General features: G+C 35.5%; 25 protein-coding genes. 20 read left to right on the top strand and 5 right to left on the bottom strand.

The annotated features are described in order from the left end of the window. From HMPREF0013_RS13450 to HMPREF0013_RS13415, 8 genes are all read left to right on the top strand, one after another. Nucleotides 1–1,695, top strand: a 1,695-nt coding sequence (locus HMPREF0013_RS13450; RefSeq protein WP_005803537.1) for a fimbria/pilus outer membrane usher protein, incomplete at its 5' end; no start/stop codon positions are given. Beyond that, complete coding sequence (locus HMPREF0013_RS13445) at nucleotides 1,686–2,705, top strand: spore coat U domain-containing protein (RefSeq protein WP_002163143.1); 1,020 nt, start codon at nucleotides 1,686–1,688, stop codon at nucleotides 2,703–2,705. The genes HMPREF0013_RS13450 and HMPREF0013_RS13445, both read left to right, overlap by 10 nt. 226 nt (nucleotides 2,706–2,931) lie before the next feature. Then, nucleotides 2,932–3,618, top strand: coding sequence for a glutathione S-transferase family protein (locus HMPREF0013_RS13440; RefSeq protein ID WP_002163145.1), 687 nt, complete (start codon nucleotides 2,932–2,934; stop codon nucleotides 3,616–3,618). A 7-nt stretch (nucleotides 3,619–3,625) separates the two neighbouring features. Next, nucleotides 3,626–4,387, top strand: coding sequence for an SDR family NAD(P)-dependent oxidoreductase (locus tag HMPREF0013_RS13435; protein WP_002163150.1), 762 nt, complete (start codon nucleotides 3,626–3,628; stop codon nucleotides 4,385–4,387). A gap of 9 nt (nucleotides 4,388–4,396) precedes the next feature. Further along, nucleotides 4,397–5,080 carry an SDR family NAD(P)-dependent oxidoreductase gene (locus tag HMPREF0013_RS13430; protein ID WP_002163146.1) on the top strand — a complete coding sequence of 228 codons (684 nt, stop codon included), beginning with the start codon at nucleotides 4,397–4,399 and terminating at the stop codon, nucleotides 5,078–5,080. A 77-nt stretch (nucleotides 5,081–5,157) separates the two neighbouring features. Beyond that, entirely contained in the window at nucleotides 5,158–5,715 is a 558-nt protein-coding gene (locus HMPREF0013_RS13425) for a chorismate mutase (RefSeq protein WP_002163147.1), read from the top strand. A gap of 49 nt (nucleotides 5,716–5,764) precedes the next feature. Continuing rightward, nucleotides 5,765–6,784: a hypothetical protein gene (locus HMPREF0013_RS13420; RefSeq protein WP_002163148.1), complete on the top strand. Its 1,020-nt coding sequence runs from the start codon at nucleotides 5,765–5,767 to the stop codon at nucleotides 6,782–6,784. Between the two features lie 607 nt (nucleotides 6,785–7,391). Beyond that, a complete protein-coding gene (locus HMPREF0013_RS13415) occupies nucleotides 7,392–7,943 on the top strand; it encodes a TetR/AcrR family transcriptional regulator (protein WP_002163153.1) in 552 nt (183 codons plus the stop codon). A 76-nt stretch (nucleotides 7,944–8,019) separates the two neighbouring features. On the opposite strand, the gene HMPREF0013_RS13410 is transcribed toward HMPREF0013_RS13415, so the two are convergent. Further along, nucleotides 8,020–10,209 carry a TonB-dependent receptor family protein gene (locus tag HMPREF0013_RS13410; protein WP_002115236.1) on the bottom strand — a complete coding sequence of 730 codons (2,190 nt, stop codon included), beginning with the start codon at nucleotides 10,207–10,209 and terminating at the stop codon, nucleotides 8,020–8,022. A gap of 496 nt (nucleotides 10,210–10,705) precedes the next feature. Here HMPREF0013_RS13410 and HMPREF0013_RS13405 point away from each other — a divergent pair, with 496 nt between their 5' ends. Both HMPREF0013_RS13405 and HMPREF0013_RS13400 read left to right on the top strand, forming a co-directional pair. Then, nucleotides 10,706–12,940, top strand: a complete 2,235-nt coding sequence (locus tag HMPREF0013_RS13405; RefSeq protein WP_002163141.1) for a TonB-dependent receptor — start codon at nucleotides 10,706–10,708, stop codon at nucleotides 12,938–12,940. A gap of 94 nt (nucleotides 12,941–13,034) precedes the next feature. Then, complete coding sequence (locus tag HMPREF0013_RS13400) at nucleotides 13,035–13,718, top strand: Fe2+-dependent dioxygenase (protein ID WP_002163149.1); 684 nt, start codon at nucleotides 13,035–13,037, stop codon at nucleotides 13,716–13,718. A 41-nt stretch (nucleotides 13,719–13,759) separates the two neighbouring features. Here the strand turns inward: HMPREF0013_RS13400 and HMPREF0013_RS13395 are convergent, their stop codons facing one another. The 3 genes from HMPREF0013_RS13395 to HMPREF0013_RS13385 all read right to left on the bottom strand — a co-directional run bounded on the left by HMPREF0013_RS13395 (nucleotide 13,760) and on the right by HMPREF0013_RS13385 (nucleotide 15,905). After that, on the bottom strand, nucleotides 13,760–14,155 hold the full coding sequence (locus tag HMPREF0013_RS13395; RefSeq protein WP_002163151.1) for a Fur family transcriptional regulator: 396 nt from the start codon (nucleotides 14,153–14,155) through the stop codon (nucleotides 13,760–13,762). Between the two features lie 398 nt (nucleotides 14,156–14,553). Then, the gene (locus tag HMPREF0013_RS13390; RefSeq protein WP_031944153.1) at nucleotides 14,554–15,069 is read right to left on the bottom strand and encodes a hypothetical protein; all 516 of its coding nucleotides are present in this window, start codon (nucleotides 15,067–15,069) and stop codon (nucleotides 14,554–14,556) included. A gap of 113 nt (nucleotides 15,070–15,182) precedes the next feature. Further along, the gene (locus HMPREF0013_RS13385) at nucleotides 15,183–15,905 is read right to left on the bottom strand and encodes a type 1 glutamine amidotransferase (protein ID WP_005803535.1); all 723 of its coding nucleotides are present in this window, start codon (nucleotides 15,903–15,905) and stop codon (nucleotides 15,183–15,185) included. Nucleotides 15,906–16,167: 262 nt separating this feature from the next. On the opposite strand from HMPREF0013_RS13385, the gene HMPREF0013_RS13380 reads away from it, so the two are divergent. The 6 genes from HMPREF0013_RS13380 to HMPREF0013_RS13355 all read left to right on the top strand — a co-directional run bounded on the left by HMPREF0013_RS13380 (nucleotide 16,168) and on the right by HMPREF0013_RS13355 (nucleotide 19,362). Beyond that, complete coding sequence (locus HMPREF0013_RS13380; protein WP_005068685.1) at nucleotides 16,168–16,398, top strand: hypothetical protein; 231 nt, start codon at nucleotides 16,168–16,170, stop codon at nucleotides 16,396–16,398. A 150-nt stretch (nucleotides 16,399–16,548) separates the two neighbouring features. After that, nucleotides 16,549–16,923, top strand: coding sequence for a TonB C-terminal domain-containing protein (locus tag HMPREF0013_RS13375; protein WP_005803532.1), 375 nt, complete (start codon nucleotides 16,549–16,551; stop codon nucleotides 16,921–16,923). Nucleotides 16,924–17,191: 268 nt separating this feature from the next. Continuing rightward, the gene (locus HMPREF0013_RS13370; protein WP_005803531.1) at nucleotides 17,192–17,461 is read left to right on the top strand and encodes a hypothetical protein; all 270 of its coding nucleotides are present in this window, start codon (nucleotides 17,192–17,194) and stop codon (nucleotides 17,459–17,461) included. Nucleotides 17,462–17,766: 305 nt separating this feature from the next. After that, complete coding sequence (locus tag HMPREF0013_RS13365; protein ID WP_005803530.1) at nucleotides 17,767–18,225, top strand: hypothetical protein; 459 nt, start codon at nucleotides 17,767–17,769, stop codon at nucleotides 18,223–18,225. A gap of 186 nt (nucleotides 18,226–18,411) precedes the next feature. After that, nucleotides 18,412–18,612, top strand: coding sequence for a hypothetical protein (locus HMPREF0013_RS13360; RefSeq protein WP_002114613.1), 201 nt, complete (start codon nucleotides 18,412–18,414; stop codon nucleotides 18,610–18,612). 177 nt (nucleotides 18,613–18,789) lie between these two features. Further along, entirely contained in the window at nucleotides 18,790–19,362 is a 573-nt protein-coding gene (locus HMPREF0013_RS13355) for a lysozyme (protein ID WP_002114626.1), read from the top strand. Nucleotides 19,363–19,445: 83 nt separating this feature from the next. Here HMPREF0013_RS13355 and HMPREF0013_RS13350 read toward each other — a convergent pair whose 3' ends face one another. Then, entirely contained in the window at nucleotides 19,446–19,862 is a 417-nt protein-coding gene (locus tag HMPREF0013_RS13350) for a carboxymuconolactone decarboxylase family protein (protein WP_002114624.1), read from the bottom strand. 110 nt (nucleotides 19,863–19,972) lie between these two features. Here HMPREF0013_RS13350 and HMPREF0013_RS13345 point away from each other — a divergent pair, with 110 nt between their 5' ends. The 4 genes from HMPREF0013_RS13345 to HMPREF0013_RS13330 all read left to right on the top strand — a co-directional run bounded on the left by HMPREF0013_RS13345 (nucleotide 19,973) and on the right by HMPREF0013_RS13330 (nucleotide 22,822). Beyond that, the gene (locus HMPREF0013_RS13345; RefSeq protein WP_002114620.1) at nucleotides 19,973–20,287 is read left to right on the top strand and encodes a winged helix-turn-helix transcriptional regulator; all 315 of its coding nucleotides are present in this window, start codon (nucleotides 19,973–19,975) and stop codon (nucleotides 20,285–20,287) included. 576 nt (nucleotides 20,288–20,863) lie between these two features. Next, complete coding sequence (locus HMPREF0013_RS13340; RefSeq protein ID WP_002114610.1) at nucleotides 20,864–21,106, top strand: hypothetical protein; 243 nt, start codon at nucleotides 20,864–20,866, stop codon at nucleotides 21,104–21,106. 183 nt (nucleotides 21,107–21,289) lie between these two features. After that, nucleotides 21,290–22,396, top strand: a complete 1,107-nt coding sequence (locus HMPREF0013_RS13335) for a minor capsid protein (RefSeq protein WP_002114622.1) — start codon at nucleotides 21,290–21,292, stop codon at nucleotides 22,394–22,396. A 162-nt stretch (nucleotides 22,397–22,558) separates the two neighbouring features. Continuing rightward, on the top strand, nucleotides 22,559–22,822 hold the full coding sequence (locus tag HMPREF0013_RS13330) for a hypothetical protein (protein WP_002114625.1): 264 nt from the start codon (nucleotides 22,559–22,561) through the stop codon (nucleotides 22,820–22,822). Nucleotides 22,823–22,836: the final 14 nt, after the last annotated feature.

The raw sequence follows: 22,836 nt of genomic DNA, 5'->3' as shown, positions 1-22,836 counted from the left end.
TCGAGTGCTTATAGCCAACGCGGGGATATTGTCACCTCGGCACTCCCGCAATTCTCTGGCTCGGCAGCACTGCCTTCAACCCTAGACTTATACGTCAACCAGCAAAAGATTTATTCAGGACTAGTCCCATCTGGTCCATTTGATATTAAACAGCTTCCATTTATTTCAGGAAATGAAGTCACCCTTGTGACTACCGATGCAACGGGTCAGCAGAGCATTACCAAAAAGCCGTACTATTTTTCATCGAAGATTCTGGCAAAAGGCATAAATGAGTTTTCAGTAGATGTGGGGGTTCCGCGCTACAACTATGGGCTATATTCAAACGATTATGACGATGCCACTTTTGCCTCGGGTGCGATTCGATATGGTTATAGCAACTCACTGACCTTAAGCGGTGGCGCAGAAGCTTCAACAGATGGGTTATCGAACCTAGGCACAGGATTTGCCAAGAATATTTTGGGTATTGGCGTGATCAATGCCGACATTGCAGCGAGCCAGTATAAAGATGAAAACGGTTACTCTGCCTTGCTGGGTTTAGAAGGCCGCATCAGTAAGAACATTTCATTTAACACCAGTTACCGCAAAGTATTTGATAACTATTTTGACCTAGCCCGTGTGTCTCAAGTTAGATATTTAAAAGATAACCAGATTAATCCCGAGTCACAGAACTACCTGAACTACAGCGCACTGGCAGATGAGATTTTTAGGGCAGGGATTAATTATAACTTTTATGCAGGCTATGGGGTTTATCTGGGCTATAACCAGATCAAATATAGTGACAACTCCTATAAATTACTGTCTACCAATTTAAGTGGAAGTCTGGACAAGAACTGGGGCTTTTATGCATCAGCTTATAAAGATTATGAAAACCATAAGGATTATGGCATTTACTTTGCGCTGAGATATACACCGTCTAGTAAAGTTAATGCGATCACAAGTGTTTCTAGTGACAGCGGTAGCCTACGGTACCGCCAAGAAATATTCGGTTTGTCAGAACCCCAAATTGGTTCATTTGGCTGGGGTGGCTATGTTGAGCGCGATCAGGATGCAAATGAAAACAATGGATCGGTCTATGCCTCTTACCGTGCCCGAGCAGCTTACCTGACAGGACGCTATAACCGATTTGGGGATAATGATCAGGTTGCACTTTCGGCGACGGGATCATTGGTTGCGGCGGCGGGACGTATCTTTGCGGCTAATGAAATTGGAGAGGGTTATGCAGTTGTGACCAATGCTGGGCCACAAAGCCAAATTATAAATGGCGGGGTCAATTTGGGAGAAACTGACAAGTCTGGAAGATTTCTAATTCCTAGTCTTATGCCCTATCAAGTGAACCATATTTATTTAGATCCATCGTATCTTCCTCTGAATTGGAATGTTAAATCTACAGATCAAAAAACAGTCGTAGGTTACCGTCAAGGAACGTTGGTTGACTTTGGTGCTCATCAGGTTATTTCAGGATTAGTGAAACTGGTTGATCAAAACAACTCACCATTAATGCCAGGTTATACCGTTCGAATTAATGGTCAGCAAAATGGGATGGTTGGGTATGACGGTGAAGTATTTATTCCAAACCTATTGAAGCAAAACAAACTTGAAGTCGATCTTCTAGATCATGGTTCATGCCAAGTTGACTTCACATATAACAGTAATCAGTACTCAACCAAAAAATTGGGACCTTATGTATGTCATTAAATAGTATGAATAAGGCTCAAATAGAGAGCTATAAGTTTTTTCCATTGTTTTTAAAATACTTTGTAGGCATTTGCTTATTTTATCTTGTTTATGCATTTTTTAGTCCGGCACACGCAGCTTGTACGGTAAGTGGGACCACAAATAACACTTTTATCTACACAGCAGCAAATATTAATAGTGATGCAACTGTAAACCTTTCAGGAACAATTACTTGCACGAATTTAGGACTTCCCCAGATTTCTAATTTCATGTGTATGAAAACCGTATTTACGGGAACCACAAATGCAATTAACAGTGTTTCATTACCCTATACAGTTACTGCAACTGTAGGCGGAGCTGGGTCTTCTACCACAAACCAAACCTCCAATGTGTGGTATGGTCCAGTACCAACAGTCGCATCAAATAATATTGTGAGCTACTCGGTATATATAAAAGTACCAGCTCGAACGGGGTCTCTTATTGCATACCCTCAAGGAACATATACAGCTTCGGTTCGGTTGTATTGGGATATGGATCTTTTGGGTTTGTCATGTGGTGATTTACTTGGTGGCTGGGATTCAGGCGATACATTGCTAACAGCAAACTTTGTGGTCCCAAGCCTGTGCCAATTAAACTCAACCTCAACTGTAGATTTCGGCAATATTAATGATATTGGCATGACTAAGCGTGATTACACAGCGCAAGGAGCCGTGAATACAACCTGTAATTTTGGAACGCCATATAGTATTTATTTAGGGGATGGAAACAACCGTATTGCTGGAGGCTTTAGGCGTATGATCAATAGTAATAATGAATTTATTTCCTATCAGCTATATAAAGATTCTAACTATAGTACGGTATGGGATGCCACGGGAGGCGTAACCAATGTTGGGGGAACAGGAGGAGTCTCAAAAACAGGTACAGGAAGTGCTCAAACGACTACTGTGTATGGAAAGATTCCGCAAGGCACTGCCATCGCAAGTAGACCTGGTGTCTATTCTGATAGTGTTGTCGTTACGGTGACTTATTAAGCTTTCAAATTTATATGTGGAGCTCTTTTTATAGCAGAGCTCCCTATAGTTCAAAGTATATAGCTTAAAAATTGTTAAGATATAAATCATAAAAATCAAATAATTATTAGCTTTCGGAACTTGGCCGTCATCAAAAATAGTTTGACTTAAAAAAGCATTCTGTATATTTATTGATTAGTTCTAAAAAAGAACTAGATAAAAGGCAATTAAAAATAAAGGTGAATAAATGTCGAATATTATTTTGCATCAATGGGAAATTTCTCCATTCTGTCAAAAAATTTCAAGGGCTTTAAGATTCAAGGGAATTCCATTTGACACAGTTAACTACAACGGCATTCTTGGAGCGAAAGTTCCTCTGTTAAGTAAGGTCGGCAAAGTACCTGTCATTGACCATAACGGTCAGAGGATTCAAGACAGCACTCGAATTGCTCGGTATCTAGATGAAGCCTTTCCAGACACACCTCGGCTTTACCCTGAAGATCCAAATCAAAAAGCCCTTGCTGAACTTTGGGAAGATTGGGCAGATGAATCTCTTTATTTTTATGAAGTCTATTTACGCGTCAATGATCCTGAAGCTTTAGAAGAAGCGATTCGCATTAGTAGCATTGGTCGTCCGGCCTATGAAAAGCCCATGGTAAAAGGTTTTATTTTAGCCGAGTTAAAAACGCAGCTATTCTTTCAAGGCTTAGGACGTATGAAAGCTGAAAATGTTGAAGAAGAATTTATCCGACATCTCGACCGTATTGAGCAGGTTTTATCACAAAGTGAATGGTTAGTTGGAAACAGCCAAACGATTGCAGATATTGCTGTGGTTGCTCAACTCGGCGAAGTGATTCGTACCAGTAAAAAATTTAGTAAAGAAATTTTGAATCGTCCGTTTATTGCATTATGGTATAAAAAACAAACAGGATGAAACGTCTATGACATCAGCAACACCAGATAAAACACAAGATTGTGCAGTTGTTATTGGCGTCGGGGCATCACAGGGGATTGGTGCAGCGGTGTGTCGTCTGTTCGCCAAAGAAGGCTTAAAAGTCTATGTTGCTGGACGTACTTTCCAGAAAATTGAAGCAGTGGCTGCCCAAATCCATGCAAATGCAGGGGAAGCTGTAGCGTTTCGTTTAGATGCAGAAGATATACACCAAGTACAAGCCCTGTTTGACACCATTACAAGTCAAAATGAGCGTATTACTGCTGTCATTCATAATGTGGGGGGGAATATTCCTTCCATCTTTTTACGCAGCCCATTGTCGTTTTTTACTCAAATGTGGCAATCCACTTTTTTATCGGCCTATTTAGTTTCTCAAAGCTGTCTAAAAATCTTTAAAGATCAAAATCACGGTACGCTTATTTTTACTGGAGCGAGTGCGTCTCTACGCGGCAAACCTTTTTTCGCAGCTTTTACGATGGGAAAATCTGCCTTAAGAGCTTATGCCTTAAATCTAGCCCAAATCTATAAATCACAAGGCATCCATATTGCTCATGTGATTATTGATGGCATGGTCGATGGCGATAGAGTGAATAAAGCATTATTTGGTCTGGGGCGGTTAGCTCGTCTTACGCGTGGCACTGGCGGACTTAATATTGATGCAATTGCAGAAAATTATTGGATGCTTTACCAACAAACACCTCAGCTCTGGACACATGAGTTGGATTTACGCCCTTATCAAGAAAAATTTTGAGAGACTAAAATGCTAAAAAAAATATTTCAAAAATTTCAAAAAAAGCAGGGCTGTGTTGTAGTGGCTGGTCATGACCTTCAACTGATTGAGCGTGATTTTGTAATTCTAGATAAAAACGCACATTGTCCATTACATCTTTATCAAGTTGTGCATGATTCAACTGCGCAAAAGATGAAAATACATTCTATAAATGATGGCGTGACAGCAGTTCAATTAAATTTAGTGAATGCAGATCACTTAAAATGCTTATTGCGTTATTTTTCAAAACATGGGCATACCATTGAACTCTGTGTATTTCAGCCGAGTTTTTCATCTTCGCCCAATATCGAAGCTTTATCTTTAGAAGAGATTGAACACAGTTGGCAGACCACAGGTTTAAGTGCAGTAAGTGTTGCTCAAGCTGTGATTAAGCCTATGCTTAAACAACAGCGAGGCACGGTTATTTTTCTTGGCGCACCCTCTAATCACTCTATCCATTACGATGTGTTAAGCCAAAGCATGTTTGCAAGCATCCGTGCTTTAGCACAGTCACTAGCCAGAGAGTTTCAACCTAAAGGCATTCATGTTAGTTATTGCATGATTGAAAAATGGGAAGGGCAAAACCAGCACTTTACCTCATCTCTCAAGCAAGTATGCCAACACATCTATCAGCAACCTGATTCGGCATGGAGCCAAGAACTCAGCCTATCTTAAAGTTTTACTTTCGCATGTTCTTGAAATACAGTACTGAGTTGAAATGATCATAGAACAATAATTTCGGTAGGTTTTAAATGGTGGATATAACGAGTTTTCAGCGAACTGTTCAGATCGTGTCGACCTTGGCAGCTTTTATGTGTATTTCTTCACTCGCCCAAGCATATCAATATGATCAAACTGTTCGTTTAGTTAACGAGCGTTTATCCTATATGAAAGATGTAGCGGGTTATAAAGCAGAGCAGCATTTGCCGATTGAAGATTTAACTCAAGAAAAGAAAGTTCTCAATCAATCGCTTTCTGAAGCTGAATCTTTTGGTTTAAATAGCGAAACAGTAAAGCCATTTATTGTGACCCAAATGAATGTTGCCAAGGCCATTCAATATCGATATCGCGCAGATTGGTTGTCGAGTCCTGAAAGCAATTGGAAGCCCCAAGATCTAGCTGAAGTACGTTTAAAAATTAGTTCTCTAAACACTGAGCTTCTAAAAAATATCGCTTATGAACTTAAGAAAAATCATAACAAAGCACCTCATGGTTGTAGCTATATGTGGTCTGTTCAACATCCTCAACTTAAAGAAGCTGACAAAAAAGTTTTATGTGTGGCATTAAATAAAATTCAGTTAAAAGACTGAATCTATTTAAGATAATTAAAGCACTAAATTTGTTATCAGGAGAGGTTTTATGAAAAAAGCTTCCTCAATATCTTTTCTTCTTAAGAAGAGATATTTACTGATACTTTTGTTAGTTGCAATCTTTAGTTATGGCAAATATCAAAATTACAAAGAAAAGATTTTATTTAGAGAATATTATTTACATCCACCATTGTATAGAGAGATTTGGCCATCTGAATTTGACCCTAATGGAGTCATATTAGATATTCCAGCAAACTATCTTATGGATGCAACTGCTATTTCTGAATCTTCACGAAAGAAAGATCTAGAATTCAGAGAAAAGCAAAGGTATGAGAGCAGCAAAGCCTTATGTGATAGATTTCAATGTACTGAACTTTTTCAAGTTCTTTTACCTGAGTACAAAGGAAAAACATTAGAAAATTTACATATTTTTAATCCTGAATCAGTAAGAGCTGATTATGAAATACCTAAAGACTGGCAAGAGTTTCATAAGTATGTAATTTGGTTTTCCTTAAATAGCTGGATACCTAAGAATCATAAAGTGAATGCTAGTGATGCAGAAATTACAATGGGTATAAATTTAAGTTCAGTGTTTCATCCGAAAGAGTATTTTGAAACGCCAAAATTAATTAAATATATACAAACTAAACCAGCTCCAGAATTAGGCTTAACAGAAGTGGTATCACTAGATCCTAATTTACCAGGCGGGTTCTATAAAGTTCTTGTTTATAAGGATTGGCAAAAGAAATATCCTGAGGATGTAACAGAGGATTATAATCATTATAAGATTTATTTTAAAAAAGACGCTGGTGGAAATATAGTTTCTTATATTAGTTGTAGTACTTTTGCTCGTACTTATTTATTAAGTAAACCAGATCCTGAACAGGCTATTCTAGAAGACTATGCTAGACCAAATCAGCAATACTATTGTAGACATACTTTTAATGTGAAGGGACTGCCGATGAGTATTACCGCACATTACAGTGATATACATTTAGCTGATTGGCAGAATATAGAAAATAATTTAACTCGGCTTATACAGTCATTTCATGTAAAAGAGACTAAGTAAGTTTCAATATTTAAAGCTCTTGTTATTTAAAGAGCTTTTTTATATTCAATACTCTTACTTCTTAAGTTTAGAACATTGACACCCAAAACCTCTCCGATTATCCTTTGCCTGCTGGCCACATTGCCAGTCGGTTTTAGCAGACCGTTTTCATCTAGATCATCAAAAGAGCAATTTTTTGGTGTCGAACTCGTTCGTCTCCCTTCGTAGCGGTAGGACGGAGGAGGGACGCCTTCGGGCGTGCCGGTTCCTAGATGACTGGTCTGCTAACCCTTCTTCGTTCTGCCACCATAATCATTTAGCAGTGATTTGGTAGAACTTCTATTTCATCTAGGAGTCCGCTATGCGTACTATTTCTTCTTTACTGGTCTTTGCCAAAATCTCTCTATTCATTCCATTTAAACAATCTTTAAAACGGTTTAATCGACTCTAGGTTTTGCACCTAAAGAATCGTTACGACTAAAAAATCATAGCAACAATAAATCTGAGATAGGCGAGCACACCATTATTTGTGCGGCTTTTGCATGCCTGTTTTTAGCGCTCATTTTAAGAGTGACGGCAATTCTATCTCTTTCACTTACAACAAAAAATTATTTTATACGGTATAAAAATGCCAAATTTAGAAGCATCATTTAGAGCACTTCGCGTACTACACGCGGCAAGAGATTTGTTTAATCAATATGGGTTTTACATCGGGATTGACCGAATTATTACGGATGCCAAAATTCCCAAAGCCACTTTCTATAACTACTTTCACTCCAAAGAAAGGCTCATTCAGATGAGCTTAACTTTTCAAACAGATTCATTAAAACATGAGGTGTTTTCAATTATTCATTCGTACCGCGAACTTATGATGTTTGATAAGCTCAAGAAAGTTTACTTTTTACATGCAAACTTAGATGGCTTTTATCGTTTGCCATTTAAAGCCATTTTTGAAATTGAAAAGCTTTATCCAGTAGCTTATGAGGTCGTCAGCGACTATCGAAAATGGTTCATAAATGAAATTTATAAGTTGCTTTTAACCGTAAAAGTTACCGCTACAGTTGAAGATGCCTACATGTTTTTGTTTGTGATTGATGGGGCAATGGTCCAGCTTTTAAGTGCAAATAAGATCGATGAAAGAGATAAATTATTAGAATATTTTATGTCGACGCTCGCTTAGATTGGTTAGTACTCTAAGGTTTAATTCTTATAAAAAAGCCCTCCGAGGAGGGCTTTTTATTCAATTTGGTTTAGCTTTAAAAATCAAAAGAGGTTTGTAGATAGAACGTACGTGGTAGTCCTACATACTTACCGCCAGTAGAGTCTGTTGAGCGAGTAAAATATTGCTTATCAAAGACGTTTTTGATTCCACCCGCGATTTTTAAACCTTTAACTTGTGAACTTAAGTCATAAGAGGTACGTAGCGCAAAAGTGGTATAACCCGGAATATCTCCATATTTACCATCAGCAGTTTCTTCTGTTTGATAGACATTACTATCTGGAAGATCTGGTGAATGCTGCTTAGATTGAGCAAACATATCCGCATTTAAAGACCATTTATCTACTGTGTAACCTAACCCAACATTACCGACATGACGCGAGTAAAACGGTAGGTCTTTATCTTTAAATTGACCAGCTTCAGCCACTGCTTTGGTGAAAGTATAGTTTCCATATACTTTTAAGCCTTCCAGTGCATCAGACAATTGTCCGAAATCATAGCTAATACCTGTTTCGACACCTTTGTGGCTGGTTGCCCCTAAATCTGTCCAGATTCCGTTATTAGCAGCATCACGAACCAATGAAAGCTCTTTATCAAAGTCTAAATAGAACACGGTAAATTCGGCATTTAAACCATTGCCCAAATATTTGGTGCCAATTTCATAGTTGTTCGACTTTTCAGGATGTAAGCCTTTGGTTGTAGCCGTTGCGGTTGTTCCTTCAAGACGAGCTAATTGACTGTATTGCTGTGGACCGAACGATACGCCTGCGTTTGCAAATATATTCCAGTTTTCATTTGCTGAGTACATCACGGATAAACTTGGTAAAAATTCGTCTGAATCAATTTTTGGATAAACAGTATTAGGTTGTCCTTTGTTATAACCTGTGAAGTTATTATGGGTTTCAATTGATTCGAAACGAACACCCGGTGTGATGGTCCAACGGCCGAGTTCCATACGGTTGTCGATATATACAGCATGTGCTTTAGTACCGCCTTCACTACTACTACGCGGAGCAAAATCTGGCACTGATGAACCTGCTGCATAAGATGCAGTACGTCCAGCAAATTCAGAGCTTTCTTCTTTTAAATAGCGATAGCCAACCGTCACTTCATTTTGAGTATTACCAAGTTCATAAATACGTGAGTAACGCGGTTCAATTGCATAGACTTTATAGTCGCGTGGCGCAGAGTCGAGGCGTTTTTGCCCATTCGCTAGTGTAGTTTCAAGATTACTAGTACGGAAAGAGTCGATGTAGTAACTCAAAACTTCGAAGTTATTTTTTTCATCTTTATGGTTATAACGTAAAGAGACATCTGTACGTCGACCTGCAAAATAGTTCTTTTCACCAGAAGATTGATACGGGTTTTCAGCATATTGCGCCTGAGTTAAGCCCTCTGGCATTTCGCCGCGACCTTCATAATGATGCAGATTTAAAGCAACTGAGTCTTTATCATTAAATTGATAAGCAGACTTTAGCATTACGTCATCGATATCAATCTTGTTATTTGCTTCTCGATAACCGTTTCCTTTAGTCCCTGAATATAAAAGGGCAAGGCCTAAACCATTATCTAAAGTTCCCCCCACAAATAGATTAGGGCTCAGTTTTACTTGGTCAGTACCAGAAGCATATTCTGAAGTTAGGCTAACGGTTCCGCTAAAATCTTGAGGAATTGATCGAGTAGCAAAGTTAATAATTCCGCCTACGTTTTGAGGCCCAAAACGAACCGATCCCGCACCACGTACAACGTCAACTGACTCAATATTACCAATTGAAACAGGTGCTAACGATAACTGTGGCTGACCATAAGGTGCAAATGAAAGAGGAACACCATCGACTAGAACTGTTGAGCGAGGTGATAGGCGAGATGCTAAACCACGAACCCCAATATTGAGAGAAACATCACTACCGCCTGTTCCGCTGCTATCTTGAGCTTGAACCCCGGGAATTTGTTTTAATGCTTCTCGGATTGAAGTTGCAGCTGTTTCATCTAAACGCTTACGGTCAATAATAGTTCGAGCGCCAGCATGCTTGTGAACAGTTTCTGCATTTGCTTCTTCTAACCAGTTACCTTGTGCCTTAATGGTAATAGTCGGTAAAGCACTAGCAGTTGTATCTTCAGCATGTACAGGAAGTGCGAGATAAGTACAAGCAATTCCGATTGCATAGCTAAGTGTAGAAACTTTGAACTTAAAATTTGGGAGTGAAAGAGGGGTTGAGCGGTCCATGTTGATGTATCGAAATCCTAAACGATAATTATAATCATTATAGCGAAAAAGTAACAAAATTTTAAAAAATGGTTTATGTTTTTTTTAAGAATTTTAAACTTTTCTAAAAGATTGCTTTTGATAATAATTTCAAATAGCTGACTATGATTTAGATATAAATAATAAGATTCTAGCTAGACATTGGCTGTTAAAAGATCGAAGCCCTCTTATGTGCAGCCACGTATAATTTCTATTTAAAGACACAGTAAGTATAAGAGTGGTAGGGGGCTCAAAAGTACACTATTACAAACTTAGAGTAGATAATCAGGTAATAAGTTGAGTTTAAAGGCTATTTGTGTGAAATTGAAAATAATTTCATAAATATTTTTAATTAAAATCAAAGAATTATTAATTTTTATTGAACATTTGTTATAGGATTTTTATATTAAATTATTGTTTTAATAATCAATAATCATTATTATTCGCGCTAATATTTACATGAACACACAAAATACATATGGAATTTATTAAGTCTCGCAAGAAGATCGCTAAATCAGCAATAGCTTCTTCATTATCAATTGTAGCTACAACTGCAATGGCTGCTCAGGAAAATTCTGTAGCGCTTCCATTAATTCATGTTCAAGCAGATGCAGAAGTTGCACAGAGCCTTAAAGTTGATAAATCGGCTAACTCTAAATTTGTCGCACCTCTGTTAAATACACCAAAATCAGTTTCAGTAATTTCAAAACAACTTATTGAAGATACCAAAGTAAATACATTAAGCGACGCACTTCGTACGTTACCAGGCATTACCTTAGGTGCTGGAGAAGGCGGTAACCCGAATGGGGATCGACCATTTATTCGTGGTTACAATTCAGAAAGTTCGATGTACGTTGATGGTATTCGTAACTCATCATCACAAAACCGTGAAATGTTTGCTATCGAGCAAGTTGAAGTGACTAAGGGGTCTGCTTCTTCTATGGGTGGTGCAGGTTCTGTTGGCGGTAGCATCAATATGATTTCTAAAGTTGCTAAAAAAGGTGACTTTTTAGAAGGCTCTGTACAAGCAGGTACCGATAATTATCAACGTATCACATTAGATGGTAATAAAGACTTCGGTAATGGTACTGCTGGTCGCGTTGTTCTTATGGGGCATAAAAATGAAAAAGCGGGTCAAAGCGATGGCGCTGAATACAAGCGTGTAGGTATCGCACCTAGTATTACATTTGGATTGGATACACCAACACGTGCAACTTTAAGTTATTACTACTTAAGATCTGATGACACTCCAGATTCAGGTGTTCCATATAATTACGATACGGCTAAAAAGGCAACTGTTGGTAAGCCTGTTGATGTTAAACAAGGTATTTACTATGGTTTAAAAGGTCGTGATTTCCAAAAACAAGAAAATCATATTGGTACTTTTAAAGTAGAGCATGATTTAAATGAAAATCTTACTCTTGCTAACACCGTACTCTACAGCAAATCAAAAAATGATTACCTTTGGACTCAGCCAGATGATTCAAAAGGTAATGTAGCAAACGGTAAAGTTTGGCGTCGTATTAATTCTCGAATTACTGACACTGATATTTTCACCGATCAATTATCTTTAAGAGGTAAGTTTAATACTGGAGCTATCAAGCATAGCTTTAATGTCGGTGCAGAATACAGTGATCAAGAGTCAGATAAAGGTAGCTACACGACAACATATCCGGGGTATGCAGGTTCTACAACGGGCGGTTTTAATAGTGATTGTGCTATTAATGATGCATGGTGTACTTCATTAACTAATCCTAATTCTAAAGATGCGTGGTTAGGTGGTCGTATCGCCAATAAAGCAACTACGACAACGACTACAAAAAATACTTCTGTCTATTTATTAGATAATATTGAGTTTAATCCTCAATGGTTACTTGATTTAGGTGTTCGTTGGGATAAGTTTGATACCGAACAGGTGACAAATGCCACTGGCGCTAAAATCGAGAGTAATAAAGATTTTGTTACTTACAATGCAGGCGTAACTTTCAAACCTACTGAAAATGGTAGTATTTATGCAAGTTATGCAACTTCTGCTAACCCTGTAGGTGTTGATGGCGGTGATGGTTCTGAGTCAATCGGTCAAGCTTATATGGACCTTAAACCAGAAGAAAGCCAAACCATTGAATTGGGTACAAAGTGGAACGTTCTAAACGAAAAACTTAATTTAACTGCTGCCATTTTCCGTACAGAGAAACAAAATACACGTATTCAAGTTGACTCAAGCACTTATACGAATGGCGGCGATAGTAAAGTTGACGGTATTGAACTTTCAGCAAACGGAAATATCACTGATAAATGGGCTGTGAGTGCAGGTTACACCTACTTAGATAGTGAAAATACTGATCCAGGGCCAAGTTGTAGTCGTGCTGGTGTATGTAATCCAGAAAATGCAGCTAAGGGTAAGCAACTTCCAAACGTACCTAAAAACTCTGCAACTTTATGGACTACATATAAAGTATTGCCTCAATTTACTGTGGGTGCTGGCGCTTTCTATGCTGACAAAGTATATGGTGATGCAGCTAATACAAAATGGGTTCCTTCATATGTTCGATATGATGCAATGGCTCGTTATAACGTTAACAAGAATGTTAACTTGCAACTTAACTTAAATAATCTTTCTGATAAGCGTTACTTTACTAAAGCATATGCTTCACACTATGCAACTGAAGCAGAAGGCCGTAGCGCAGTATTATCAGTTAACTTTAAATACTAATAAGTTTAAAAATTTATTAGTTTGAATAAGTAATCTAAAATAGCCTCAATATGAGGCTATTTTATTAATTAAAGCTATTTTTAAAGGTATCGCCGTGATTCACCATATTCCAAATGTACTTAATAAAGACCAAGTCCAGTTTTTCCGTCAAGAAATGGACAAAGCAGAATGGGTTAATGGAAAAGTCACTGCTGGTACACTTTCAGCTACAGTAAAACATAATCAGCAATTGCCTGAAGAAGATCCTCTAACTCATCAACTGAGCAATATCATTCTTGATGCTTTAGGAAAACATCCATTATTTCTATCTGCCGCAATTCCCCTAGATATAATCCCACCATTATTTAATCGCTATGAAAATCATGAGTCTTTTGGTTTTCATGTAGATAATTCAATACGGCTCATACGTGGTAGTAATCAGCGTTTAAGAACAGATTTATCGTGTACGGTTTTTTTAAGTGAACCAGAAGAGTATGAAGGTGGGGAACTCGTAATTGAAGATACGTATGGATATCATGAGATTAAATTACCTGCTGGTGATATGATTTTGTATCCATCTACCAGTCTACACGAAGTCACCGCTATTACTTCAGGCTGTCGTATAGCGTCTTTTTTCTGGGTTCAGAGCATGATTCGTGATGATGCAGAGCGACATATGTTATTTAATCTAGACCAAACTATTCAAAATTTACGTATGCAACTAGGTGATGATCATAAAGAAGTTTTGAACTTAACCAATACTTATCACAACTTAATTCGTAAGTGGGCTGAGGTTTAAAAAACAAGGCGAGTAATTAAGTAGCGTAGATTATTTATAGGTTACTTATAAATATTTACTTCAATATTTAACGCTTTTTCATCAATTTTTTTCAACAAGCATTCTAGTAGTTCTTCTACTTTTTCATCATATTCAAAAGGATGAGATTTTCCAGTTTTGGTATTAATAAGATTTAAACTAATTTTATTAGAGGCTGGTCTATAAATCCCTCTATTACTTTTACCCAAAACAACTCTTTTAATTAATTTTCTATGTTCGAGTTCCGCTAAAGTACGATATGTCGTGGCTAGACTAATTTTTAAATTTTTCTTTTGAGATAGTAGGTATATTTCTTCTGCAGTTATTCCCTTATCGTTCTCATGTAAAAAACGAAAAATAGCAACTCGCGAAGGTGTAGCTGATAAACCCGTTTCCATTAACGTTTGATGATAATCCATTTAGTTCCTCTGCTAATGGCTTCTTTACATTTAAATTGATTACTAAGGCTTTTTTAGTAGCAGGTAAAAAAATCTATTTGAAAACCAATGATATTAGTCTTAATTGTAAACCATTCGGTATAAAAAGTATTATGATAAAAAGTAAAAATACTAATAGAAATAACAAAAGTTAGCAGTCGATTCTTTTTTAGAAGCTCATATTTACCATACCATTAAATTTTTTAGACTCTCATGACTGAGTTCTACTTTGCTCAATGATCTCTGTTAGCTTTTCACATGATTGATTTACTTTTGCTATAGGTGAGGCTGCAATACCTATGAATTGAGAGCTGTAAAGATGAAGGAAGTGGCATTCCTAAAAGTAACATTTAAAAAGCCCTCCGAAGAGGGCTTCAAATTTATTTAAAGTTAGGTTGATTTAAGATTTTGTAGACCTTTTCTTTATATACATCATTAGAAATAACACCTTTATCGCGCTGTTGTTTTAGCGATTTAAACTGTTGGCCACGAATTTCTCTTTGAATACCCACATTATCATGATGTCTAATGTAATAAAGACTACGCTCATGATCACTCATATTCACTGTTTCATCAGTAAACGAAGAAGGCTTTGTTTCATTTTCTTGATATTGTTTTGCAATTTCAAAAAAATCTACGTTTTGGGAATGAGGAGAATTAAATGAATTTTGCTGTTCAGTCAGCTGAGGGTTCTGAGTGTTAGCATTTATTTCAAGCATACTTTTATGCTGATTAAATCTAGGGCGGTTATATTCTTGTTTCATTTGAAATGTGTTTGTTTCAGCAAAGATGGAAGAAGAAAAAAGCCCAATATTTAAAGATAAAAAAGTTAATAAAAATCTATTCATTTCTTTGGGAGTCCAATTGAAATTGAGTAAATCACTGTATTGTAACATTAAAATTTGATTTTTGAAGGTTTGACTTCAAGTATGCTTGATCAACTGGTAAATAATAAGATCTGTAGTGGAGCGTAAAAGCCAATTTAAAAAGGCTTTTTACACTCATTTTTTTAAGATCGTTTTGAATATTCTTCTTTCAATTTATCCAGAAAAATAAAGAGGTTTTGATTCATTTCTTGATAGTCATGCTTCCGTAATTCTTCACGAGTATTCACAAATTTATAATTGTGAGCATCATTTAACTCGACTTCTGAATGTTGAATCAGTAATTCAACTACTTCTGAAGTTAATTCCATATGGCATTGAAGGCCATAAACTAATTTGGAATATTCAATAATCTGTCTTGGGCACCCTGCGCTAAAAGCAATAATTTTTGCGTTGGGAGTTAAGCCTGGCATGTCGTTATGCCAATGGCCAACTTCGGTCATTTTTCCTAAGTGAGAAAACTTAGAATGCGTTATTCCATACTCTGTAAGCATAATTGGAAACTTACCAATTTCTCGCTCAGGGCTGTGTTCAAACTTGGCACCTAAAGCTTCACCGATCAATTGAGATCCTAGGCATACCCCAATAACCACTTTATTTGCTTCAATCGCTTTTTTAATGATTGCTTGTTCTGCTAATGAATTAAAGTGAGGGCACATATCTAATGTAGTATCGGGACTTTGTGGGCCACCCATTACAATAAGAAAGTCAATATCTTCAACAGAAGTTGGCAAAACTTCATTTAAATACACTCTTGAATAGGTAATTTTGAAGTTATTCATTTTGCCCCAAATTTCATATACGCCAGGCGCTTCAAAATCTTCATGAACAATAAAATGTAACCGCATAACAATCCTTAAAATCTAAACATTAATAGGTAGATCATTGGTTAAAAATCAAGGAAATATTAAAATTAGAATAGGGCCTTTAATACATCCAGTTTTGAAAACTTATATGGGCCAGCTTTATTTGTTTTTATCGAAGTTGAAATTATTTGTTTTTAAAATATATGCGATATATTTATTGTTAAGTTAAACTAAATTATTCTGGTGTGACAATAGCAGTTCAATTTGTTAAATTGTGTAGCTTTTATCAAAGTGGACAAAATTTGTGAAGACATTTTTAGTTATATCTTTATTGGGTTTTGGGCTGATTGGTTGTGCTTCATCTCCATATAATTCTCAAGAAAATTATTTAAATAAACCTCCAATAGTTCCAGAGAATAAAGCTTTTAATAGTTTTAAAACACCTGAACACGGGATTTTTACTGATCGAGATGTCTATAATATAAATATATCAGAAAATTCAAATCTAAATTTTCGTTATGAAGTTCCTTTTTAATGAAAATAAAATATTAAATAAAAAAGGGAAGAGCAAAGGTGGCTTCACACCTTTGCTAACTCATAATAATTAATGATTAATACAACCTTTTGGGTGGTTTTTTAAACTCTAAACTGTTAAATTTTAATTATTGAAAATAAGGTATTTTAAATGAAAAACTTCACTATTGTTGCTTCTTTATTTTTGTTAGTTGGGTGTGCCACAGGTCACAAACAAGTCACTCCTGCGCCAGTGGTTGATAATAAAATTATTTCAGAGGCTGAAAAATATAAAAAACAATATCAAAAGAAAATTTATAAAACATGGGATATTCCCAAGTCTTCTACAGGTATGAGCGCAAGTGTTAAGGTCTTTTTAACGGATACTGGAGAAATCGAGCAAATTATCTTTTTAGATAAAGAAGAGCAAAAATTTAAAACAAGTATTGAAAAAGCTATCTGGCGTTCAAGTCCATTTGTTTTACCATCTAATCCGGAAGTAAGAAAACTAGCAAGAAAATTCAATATTAAATTTCAGGTAAAATAAAAGAAGATCTTACTAAACATAAGGAGCGGATTTAAAGGATTTTCGTTTATTTATATTAAATTCGCCCCTTTGTTATAAATATCTTTAATACTATTTATTTTAAAATTTTGAGGTTACAGAATATTAAATATACTAATTTATATTTTGTGATAAACAAAATATAAAAATTAATAACATTTTTATCAAAAAGTTAAAGAAATAAAACTTTAAGTACATAGCGAATTAATATAAAAGAATATGTAAATCTAGAAGTTTATCAAGAAAAATTATGAGTGAAGTGAAGAAATCTCTTAAAGAAAGTAAGACAACATCAGTTGTAGCATGGGTTGTGATTTTGTTTGGAATTGTCTTAGGCTTGGCTTTTATTTTGTCATATGGGCAAGTTGAAACTCGAAATGATAATTTAGACATTATTCAAGTGTGGTCTAAAGAAATGGTTACTGTTGGTCTTTTTATTATATTTAATGGACTACTTTTCGGTTATTTGTTTTTAAAAATTAGTAGTATTTTGAATCACCTTGAAAACAATAAAAATTAAAAATATCTCAGAAAATTAATATCTTATATAAGCATGCTTCATCTTAAATGGATGGTAAGTTAGTTTTGGAAGTATTGCTCATCTATAAAATAAATTGAAAGAAAATTTTTCAAAATCTTCTTTTATTTTGGTATTTAATGTTGCATGTTTCACATTTTTTAATGTTTTTGATATGTGTTTTACTATTAAATTTCAAAAACCTTGTATTTCTTACATTTAGTTGATGAGTTTTACCCTATCTTACATAAAAAAATAATAGTTTAAAGAAGTATATAAATATACGCATGAGAAGATAGGAGGTTAAGATGCCAAAATATCTAGCAATAGCAGATAAGGTTTATAAAAAAATTAAAAATGACAACTTGTTTTCTGATGATGTAATAGAAAATTTAAATTGTTTGGTTGGGCTTATTCGTAATGCGATAAAAGGTACTGAATTCAAATTAAAGTATAATTTTATTAATTTTGAAGACTGCTTAACCAAGCCCATCGAGCAATGCTCGGTAAAAATTGATTTTAGTCTTATGCCTAAGTTTGATAATGAAGGTGAATTTATTTTATGGCTTGCAGGATTTATTGAAAGAATCACTGAGGGAGGTAAAGCCAAATTTCCTCCTATTTCTCAATTGGTCCCTCAAGGCTTTAGTATGGGAAATGAAAATATTCCAGTAACTACTTTACCTGTAAAAGAAGAAAATGCTGAAATGATTGTTAATTATTTTAAATCAGATGATTATATTAAAAATAATAAACTACCTTCTTAAAATATATAAAAGTTATAAGCCAATTATCTCTATCAATTTAGAGCTTAGTAACCGCCTTCGAGGGTGGTTTTCTTTGTTATATGTATCTTAAAGTGTCTGTTACATAAATGATGATTGTTTCATGTTGAATGTATCTGTTAATTATTTGAGCATGGTATGAGACAAGTGAAGTAAAGGATAAATCTCATGATAGATGAAGAAAAACCCTTAAATTTTGACGACGATGAAGAGCCTCTTGATTTTGCAGATGAAGAATTTATCGATGATAAAAAAGAGGATGAGTTGTATAACAGTATTACCAAAGATGGCTCTAGTGTCGATCCGGCAGATGATGGTGAACGACATATTCGACCTGAAGATGGCGATCCTATAGAAGTCGAAGAATAATCTATAGCCCAATTTTATATTGGGCATTTTAATTTCTAGCGTATTTGGTTGAACAACAACAAACCCTAGATGTTATTCAAAAATTATCATTAATGAATTAAAAAATGAGAGCTAGGCAAGAAGTTTAGAGATATGAGGTTGTATGTTTCTAGAACAAGTAATATGACAGAGGATTAGATGCAAAAAATATTGGATTATCTTTGCAAGCTTTTTACTACTCAGTCTCGGTCACGTGCCGCTACAAATAGCTCGATTGCTACAGCAACAGACAATGGCGATCAGGAAATTGGTTTTGCGGTAGATGAGATGTCTCTGAGTCAGGTAGGGGTAAACAGTATTTGTAATTTTGAAGGATTAAGACTCAGTGCTTATGATGATGGTGTAGGTGTCTGGAGCATTGGTTATGGCACGACCAGATACCCAAACGGTTTGAGCGTTCAAAAAGGTGACACATGTACTTTTGAGCAGGCCAAAGCATATATGCAGCATGATTTGAAAATATTTGAGCGTGCAGTCAATGGCGCTGTAAAAGTTCCTTTAAAGCAAAATCAATTCGACGCATTAGTCTCACTAAGTTATAACATCGGGGCAGGAGCCTTTAAAAAATCGACCTTATTAAAAAAATTAAATTCAGGTGATTACAAAGGGGCCGCAAACCAATTTGATGTATGGGTAAACGCAGGCGGTAAGCGTTTGGCTGGATTGGTTAGACGCCGTGCTATTGAAAAGAAATTGTTTTTAGGATCATAGTCTTTTTAATTTTTTATTTCGTTTAGTCAGAAGCTGTGAAAAGCCTCAGATAGTCTGGGCTTTTCATATGGAAATTAAATGAATTAACTTTTATCCCCTAAGGTAATTCTGAGCCTGTTTAATGCTCCCATGAGTGAAATGCTAGTTGTTAACTCTACAATCTCCCTTTCACTAAAATACTCAGCCAAGTGAGTTTTTACGGGTTCAATTTTCTCAGATAGAAAAGTGACTGCTTCTGCAAGTTCAAGAGCGAGAAATTGTTTTTTTGAAAAAACGTTTGAATGTTTATAGCCTGGGATTTTATCAATGACTTCTTGGCTTATACCCATATCCCTTAATTCTTGTGCATGAAAAGCACAACAATAAGCGCAGCCGTTAATTTGTGACACGTACAATTCAGCTAAAGCAATTAGTTGTGGATCAATTCCAGAGCTTCGAATTGAGGCATGTGCTGAGTACAAATGATTAATCGTCTTTTTGGCAACTTCTTTATATTCCATAAAATAGACCAGCATTTTCGTATTAAAAACTTATTATTTACTACAAGGTATAGATTGTAAATTAGGCACTATTTTGTTATATAGGTATATTTTTTATACCTAACTAATCAATGAAAGATAATATTTCTGGCTGTTCTGTAGAAGAAGCAATGACAGTATTGGGTGGTCGCTGGAGAATGTTAATTATTTCATTTCTCATTGAAGGACCTATGCGTTTTAATGAGTTAAGACGCGCAATCCCTAATATTTCTCAAAGAATGTTGACTTTGGAATTACGTTTTCTCGAAGAAGAAGGCTTCATTAATAGAGAAGTTTTTGCGGAAGTTCCTGTTAAAGTTGAGTACTCTTTAACTGAAGATGGTAAGAAATTAAACGGTTTAGTCGAGACGTTAAAAGAAGTGGGTACTTGGTTAAAAGCAAGATAATAAAATTATTTTTAGATAACGTTTCACTAGTACTAGATGAATTTAACGGGCTATCTTTATAAAATCTAGGCATAAAAAAAGCCTGATGCTACGAATCAGGCTTCAGTATTCATCGACAATAGGAGTTGATGAACAAGACCAATCTAACAGACCTGTTCAGTAAAGGCAAACCGAGGCTTGAATTGCTGAGTCAGATCAAAGTAATTTTTCTAAATTACACGCATTAAAAAAGCCCTTGCTCGAAAGCGAAGGGCTTAGTCATTCATTGATCTACCAATGAACTATATAAGGCTCATCTCATACTAAGAACAGTATAACTGAATTTAAGGGAGCAGAGAAGAAAACCTTATAAATACCTTTTTCATTCTATTTAAAATTAATTTATTTGGGCGTATAGCAAGTTACATCATTGGTAAATCAATACACAAAACTTGCACTTTGCATTTTTAAGGGTGTGGTATTTGTGTAGGCTCTGATTGGCTTAGGAAATAAAACAATAGCTATCTTTTAACGGTTCAATATAAAGTTTGAACATGTTGAAGACATCAGGAGCTAGATATAAGCAAGGAAGTAAATATGAACTTAATTAGATTAGAAGAACTTTCATTGATGAGTAATGCGGTTTTAACACCTCAATTAAACAATTGGCCATGTATACAATCATCAAATACAGATACTACATATGCTAATAAGAATACAGACAGTTTTTCTGAACAATCTGATAAAAAATTTCATAAAGAATGGCGAAAACAACAAAAGAAAATACTTAAAAATATTCCGAGTAATGCTGTTTTACTCAGCATTAAAGAGATGGTGTAGTTAGACACGAGACAAGTTTATAAAGATATAAATTACAAGGATAAGCTATTAGCTAAATAACTTTACGTAGGTACACTTGTTAGTCATAACTTATTCTAGAGATATTAATAATAAGCAAATTACATAAGGTAAGGCAGAAAATAGAAAATAACAAAAAAGGGCAATTCTGTAGAGGTAATTTTTATGGTTAATCTTCATCAGAAATCACTTTTTGATGTTCTGACTCAACATCAAGCTTATCTATATCGAGCATCTTCAAGATCAGTTAATGAACTTCTTAATTTATTTAATTCCGAAACAGTTAATATGCTTACCAAACTAAGTAACTTGTTAGATGAGCTAAATGAAAAGGAAAAAACCGCATTGGCGGGTGGGCTTTACTCAACAGCCCCATTAAAAGAGTTACGTGCACTGATTTCTCAGTGGTTTAATACCACCAATGATGTGCTCATTGAAACTTTTACCATCTCTGCTGTGGCATTGGCTGTCTATGAAGCCAAATATATGTCAAAAGTTTTTGGTGGCAAACATAAAGAATTAAAAGGTGAACAGCTCTATAAAGCTGCTAAACGTGTTCCTTTAGCAGGTGGAGCATTGGTGGAGGAGTTATTTTCTACAATTGCCGAGGTCGCCCGTCAAAGAGTGGAGTATGCAATTCGGGATGGCCTCAATACTGGAGCGACGAATCAACAAATTATTCAAAGGATTCTTGGGACTAAACGCCTTAAATATGAAGATGGACTACTAAATAGCTCTAAGATTGATATTGAACGAACTGTGCGTACGATTCGAAGTCATATATCCAATCAGGCCTATTTAAACAGCTATAAACAGTTAAAGTTTGAATATGTCAGATTTGTAAGTGTTCTTGATGGCAGAACCTCAAAAGTATGTGCAGCCCTTGATAGTAGTGTGTGGAATATCAATGATCCTACAAAAAAAGTTCCGCCTTTGCATCCTCATTGCCGTAGTATTCTAGTTCCAACTCATGAAAATGGTCAGCTAGTTGGCAACCGAGCCTTCATTATGGATGAGAGAAAATTTAGGGATATTCCTAAAAATGAACGTGAACATTTAATTGGCCAATTAGATGCAAATATGTCATTTAAAGAGTTTTTTAAACTAACAGATGATTTTTTTCAAAAAGAGTGGTTAGGGCCTAAAAGATATCAACTATATAAAGAAGGAGAATTTGACTTTGATAAGTTTTTTGACCCAGAAGGACGGTTATATACACTTGAGGAGCTTAAAGAACTTGATGAGCGAGCTTTTAAAGTATTGGGATTGTGAGAGAGAGTAGAAGTATTAGAAATAGGATTTTTATCTTGAACAACTTTTTTAGTTTTAACTAAATACACACACTTAAACAATTAGTTGAAAAAAGTTTCAATAATCTAGCCAGATAGCATGTTAAGTTTTTCTCAATCATAAAAATTTAGAAAGGATCAAAACATGAAATTTTCCTACCAAGATCTTGCTGGAAATAATATTGAAGTGGAATGTGAAAGTTATATTCATATTCCATCAGGAACAGCTGTAAAATCTACAGAAGCCGGCAATTACCATATTACTGAAAATTTCAGCTTCTATAAAAAAACTCAAGCTGATTCTGTGCCCATCTATCGATTTGCTATTGATCGTAATTCTAATGTTTTTAATAGCGATGAACTGCCAGCATTAGCTCAAATTGGTAAAGACTGGAAAAATTTAGACTAGTCTTTAACTCAGTA

The organism is Acinetobacter sp. SH024 (assembly GCF_000163635.1).
GTDB lineage: Bacteria > Pseudomonadota > Gammaproteobacteria > Pseudomonadales > Moraxellaceae > Acinetobacter > Acinetobacter pittii.
The sequence above is the reverse complement of the archived record's forward strand: the minus strand, read 5'-3'. Positions and strand labels throughout refer to the sequence as shown.

What these genes read in the sequence shown, in the direction of transcription:
- HMPREF0013_RS13445 (WP_002163143.1), top strand. Translation starts at nt 1,686, where the DNA reads ATGTCATTAAATAGTATGAATAAGGCTCAAATAGAGAGCTATAAGTTT.
- HMPREF0013_RS13440 (WP_002163145.1), top strand. Translation starts at nt 2,932, where the DNA reads ATGTCGAATATTATTTTGCATCAATGGGAAATTTCTCCATTCTGTCAA.
- HMPREF0013_RS13435 (WP_002163150.1), top strand. Translation starts at nt 3,626, where the DNA reads ATGACATCAGCAACACCAGATAAAACACAAGATTGTGCAGTTGTTATT.
- HMPREF0013_RS13430 (WP_002163146.1), top strand. Translation starts at nt 4,397, where the DNA reads ATGCTAAAAAAAATATTTCAAAAATTTCAAAAAAAGCAGGGCTGTGTT.
- HMPREF0013_RS13425 (WP_002163147.1), top strand. Translation starts at nt 5,158, where the DNA reads ATGGTGGATATAACGAGTTTTCAGCGAACTGTTCAGATCGTGTCGACC.
- HMPREF0013_RS13420 (WP_002163148.1), top strand. Translation starts at nt 5,765, where the DNA reads ATGAAAAAAGCTTCCTCAATATCTTTTCTTCTTAAGAAGAGATATTTA.
- HMPREF0013_RS13415 (WP_002163153.1), top strand. Translation starts at nt 7,392, where the DNA reads ATGCCAAATTTAGAAGCATCATTTAGAGCACTTCGCGTACTACACGCG.
- HMPREF0013_RS13410 (WP_002115236.1), bottom strand. Translation starts at nt 10,209, where the DNA reads ATGGACCGCTCAACCCCTCTTTCACTCCCAAATTTTAAGTTCAAAGTT.
- HMPREF0013_RS13405 (WP_002163141.1), top strand. Translation starts at nt 10,706, where the DNA reads ATGGAATTTATTAAGTCTCGCAAGAAGATCGCTAAATCAGCAATAGCT.
- HMPREF0013_RS13395 (WP_002163151.1), bottom strand. Translation starts at nt 14,155, where the DNA reads ATGGATTATCATCAAACGTTAATGGAAACGGGTTTATCAGCTACACCT.
- HMPREF0013_RS13390 (WP_031944153.1), bottom strand. Translation starts at nt 15,069, where the DNA reads ATGTTACAATACAGTGATTTACTCAATTTCAATTGGACTCCCAAAGAA.
- HMPREF0013_RS13385 (WP_005803535.1), bottom strand. Translation starts at nt 15,905, where the DNA reads ATGCGGTTACATTTTATTGTTCATGAAGATTTTGAAGCGCCTGGCGTA.
- HMPREF0013_RS13375 (WP_005803532.1), top strand. Translation starts at nt 16,549, where the DNA reads ATGAAAAACTTCACTATTGTTGCTTCTTTATTTTTGTTAGTTGGGTGT.
- HMPREF0013_RS13370 (WP_005803531.1), top strand. Translation starts at nt 17,192, where the DNA reads ATGAGTGAAGTGAAGAAATCTCTTAAAGAAAGTAAGACAACATCAGTT.
- HMPREF0013_RS13365 (WP_005803530.1), top strand. Translation starts at nt 17,767, where the DNA reads ATGCCAAAATATCTAGCAATAGCAGATAAGGTTTATAAAAAAATTAAA.
- HMPREF0013_RS13360 (WP_002114613.1), top strand. Translation starts at nt 18,412, where the DNA reads ATGATAGATGAAGAAAAACCCTTAAATTTTGACGACGATGAAGAGCCT.
- HMPREF0013_RS13355 (WP_002114626.1), top strand. Translation starts at nt 18,790, where the DNA reads ATGCAAAAAATATTGGATTATCTTTGCAAGCTTTTTACTACTCAGTCT.
- HMPREF0013_RS13350 (WP_002114624.1), bottom strand. Translation starts at nt 19,862, where the DNA reads ATGGAATATAAAGAAGTTGCCAAAAAGACGATTAATCATTTGTACTCA.
- HMPREF0013_RS13345 (WP_002114620.1), top strand. Translation starts at nt 19,973, where the DNA reads ATGAAAGATAATATTTCTGGCTGTTCTGTAGAAGAAGCAATGACAGTA.
- HMPREF0013_RS13340 (WP_002114610.1), top strand. Translation starts at nt 20,864, where the DNA reads ATGAACTTAATTAGATTAGAAGAACTTTCATTGATGAGTAATGCGGTT.
- HMPREF0013_RS13335 (WP_002114622.1), top strand. Translation starts at nt 21,290, where the DNA reads ATGGTTAATCTTCATCAGAAATCACTTTTTGATGTTCTGACTCAACAT.
- HMPREF0013_RS13330 (WP_002114625.1), top strand. Translation starts at nt 22,559, where the DNA reads ATGAAATTTTCCTACCAAGATCTTGCTGGAAATAATATTGAAGTGGAA.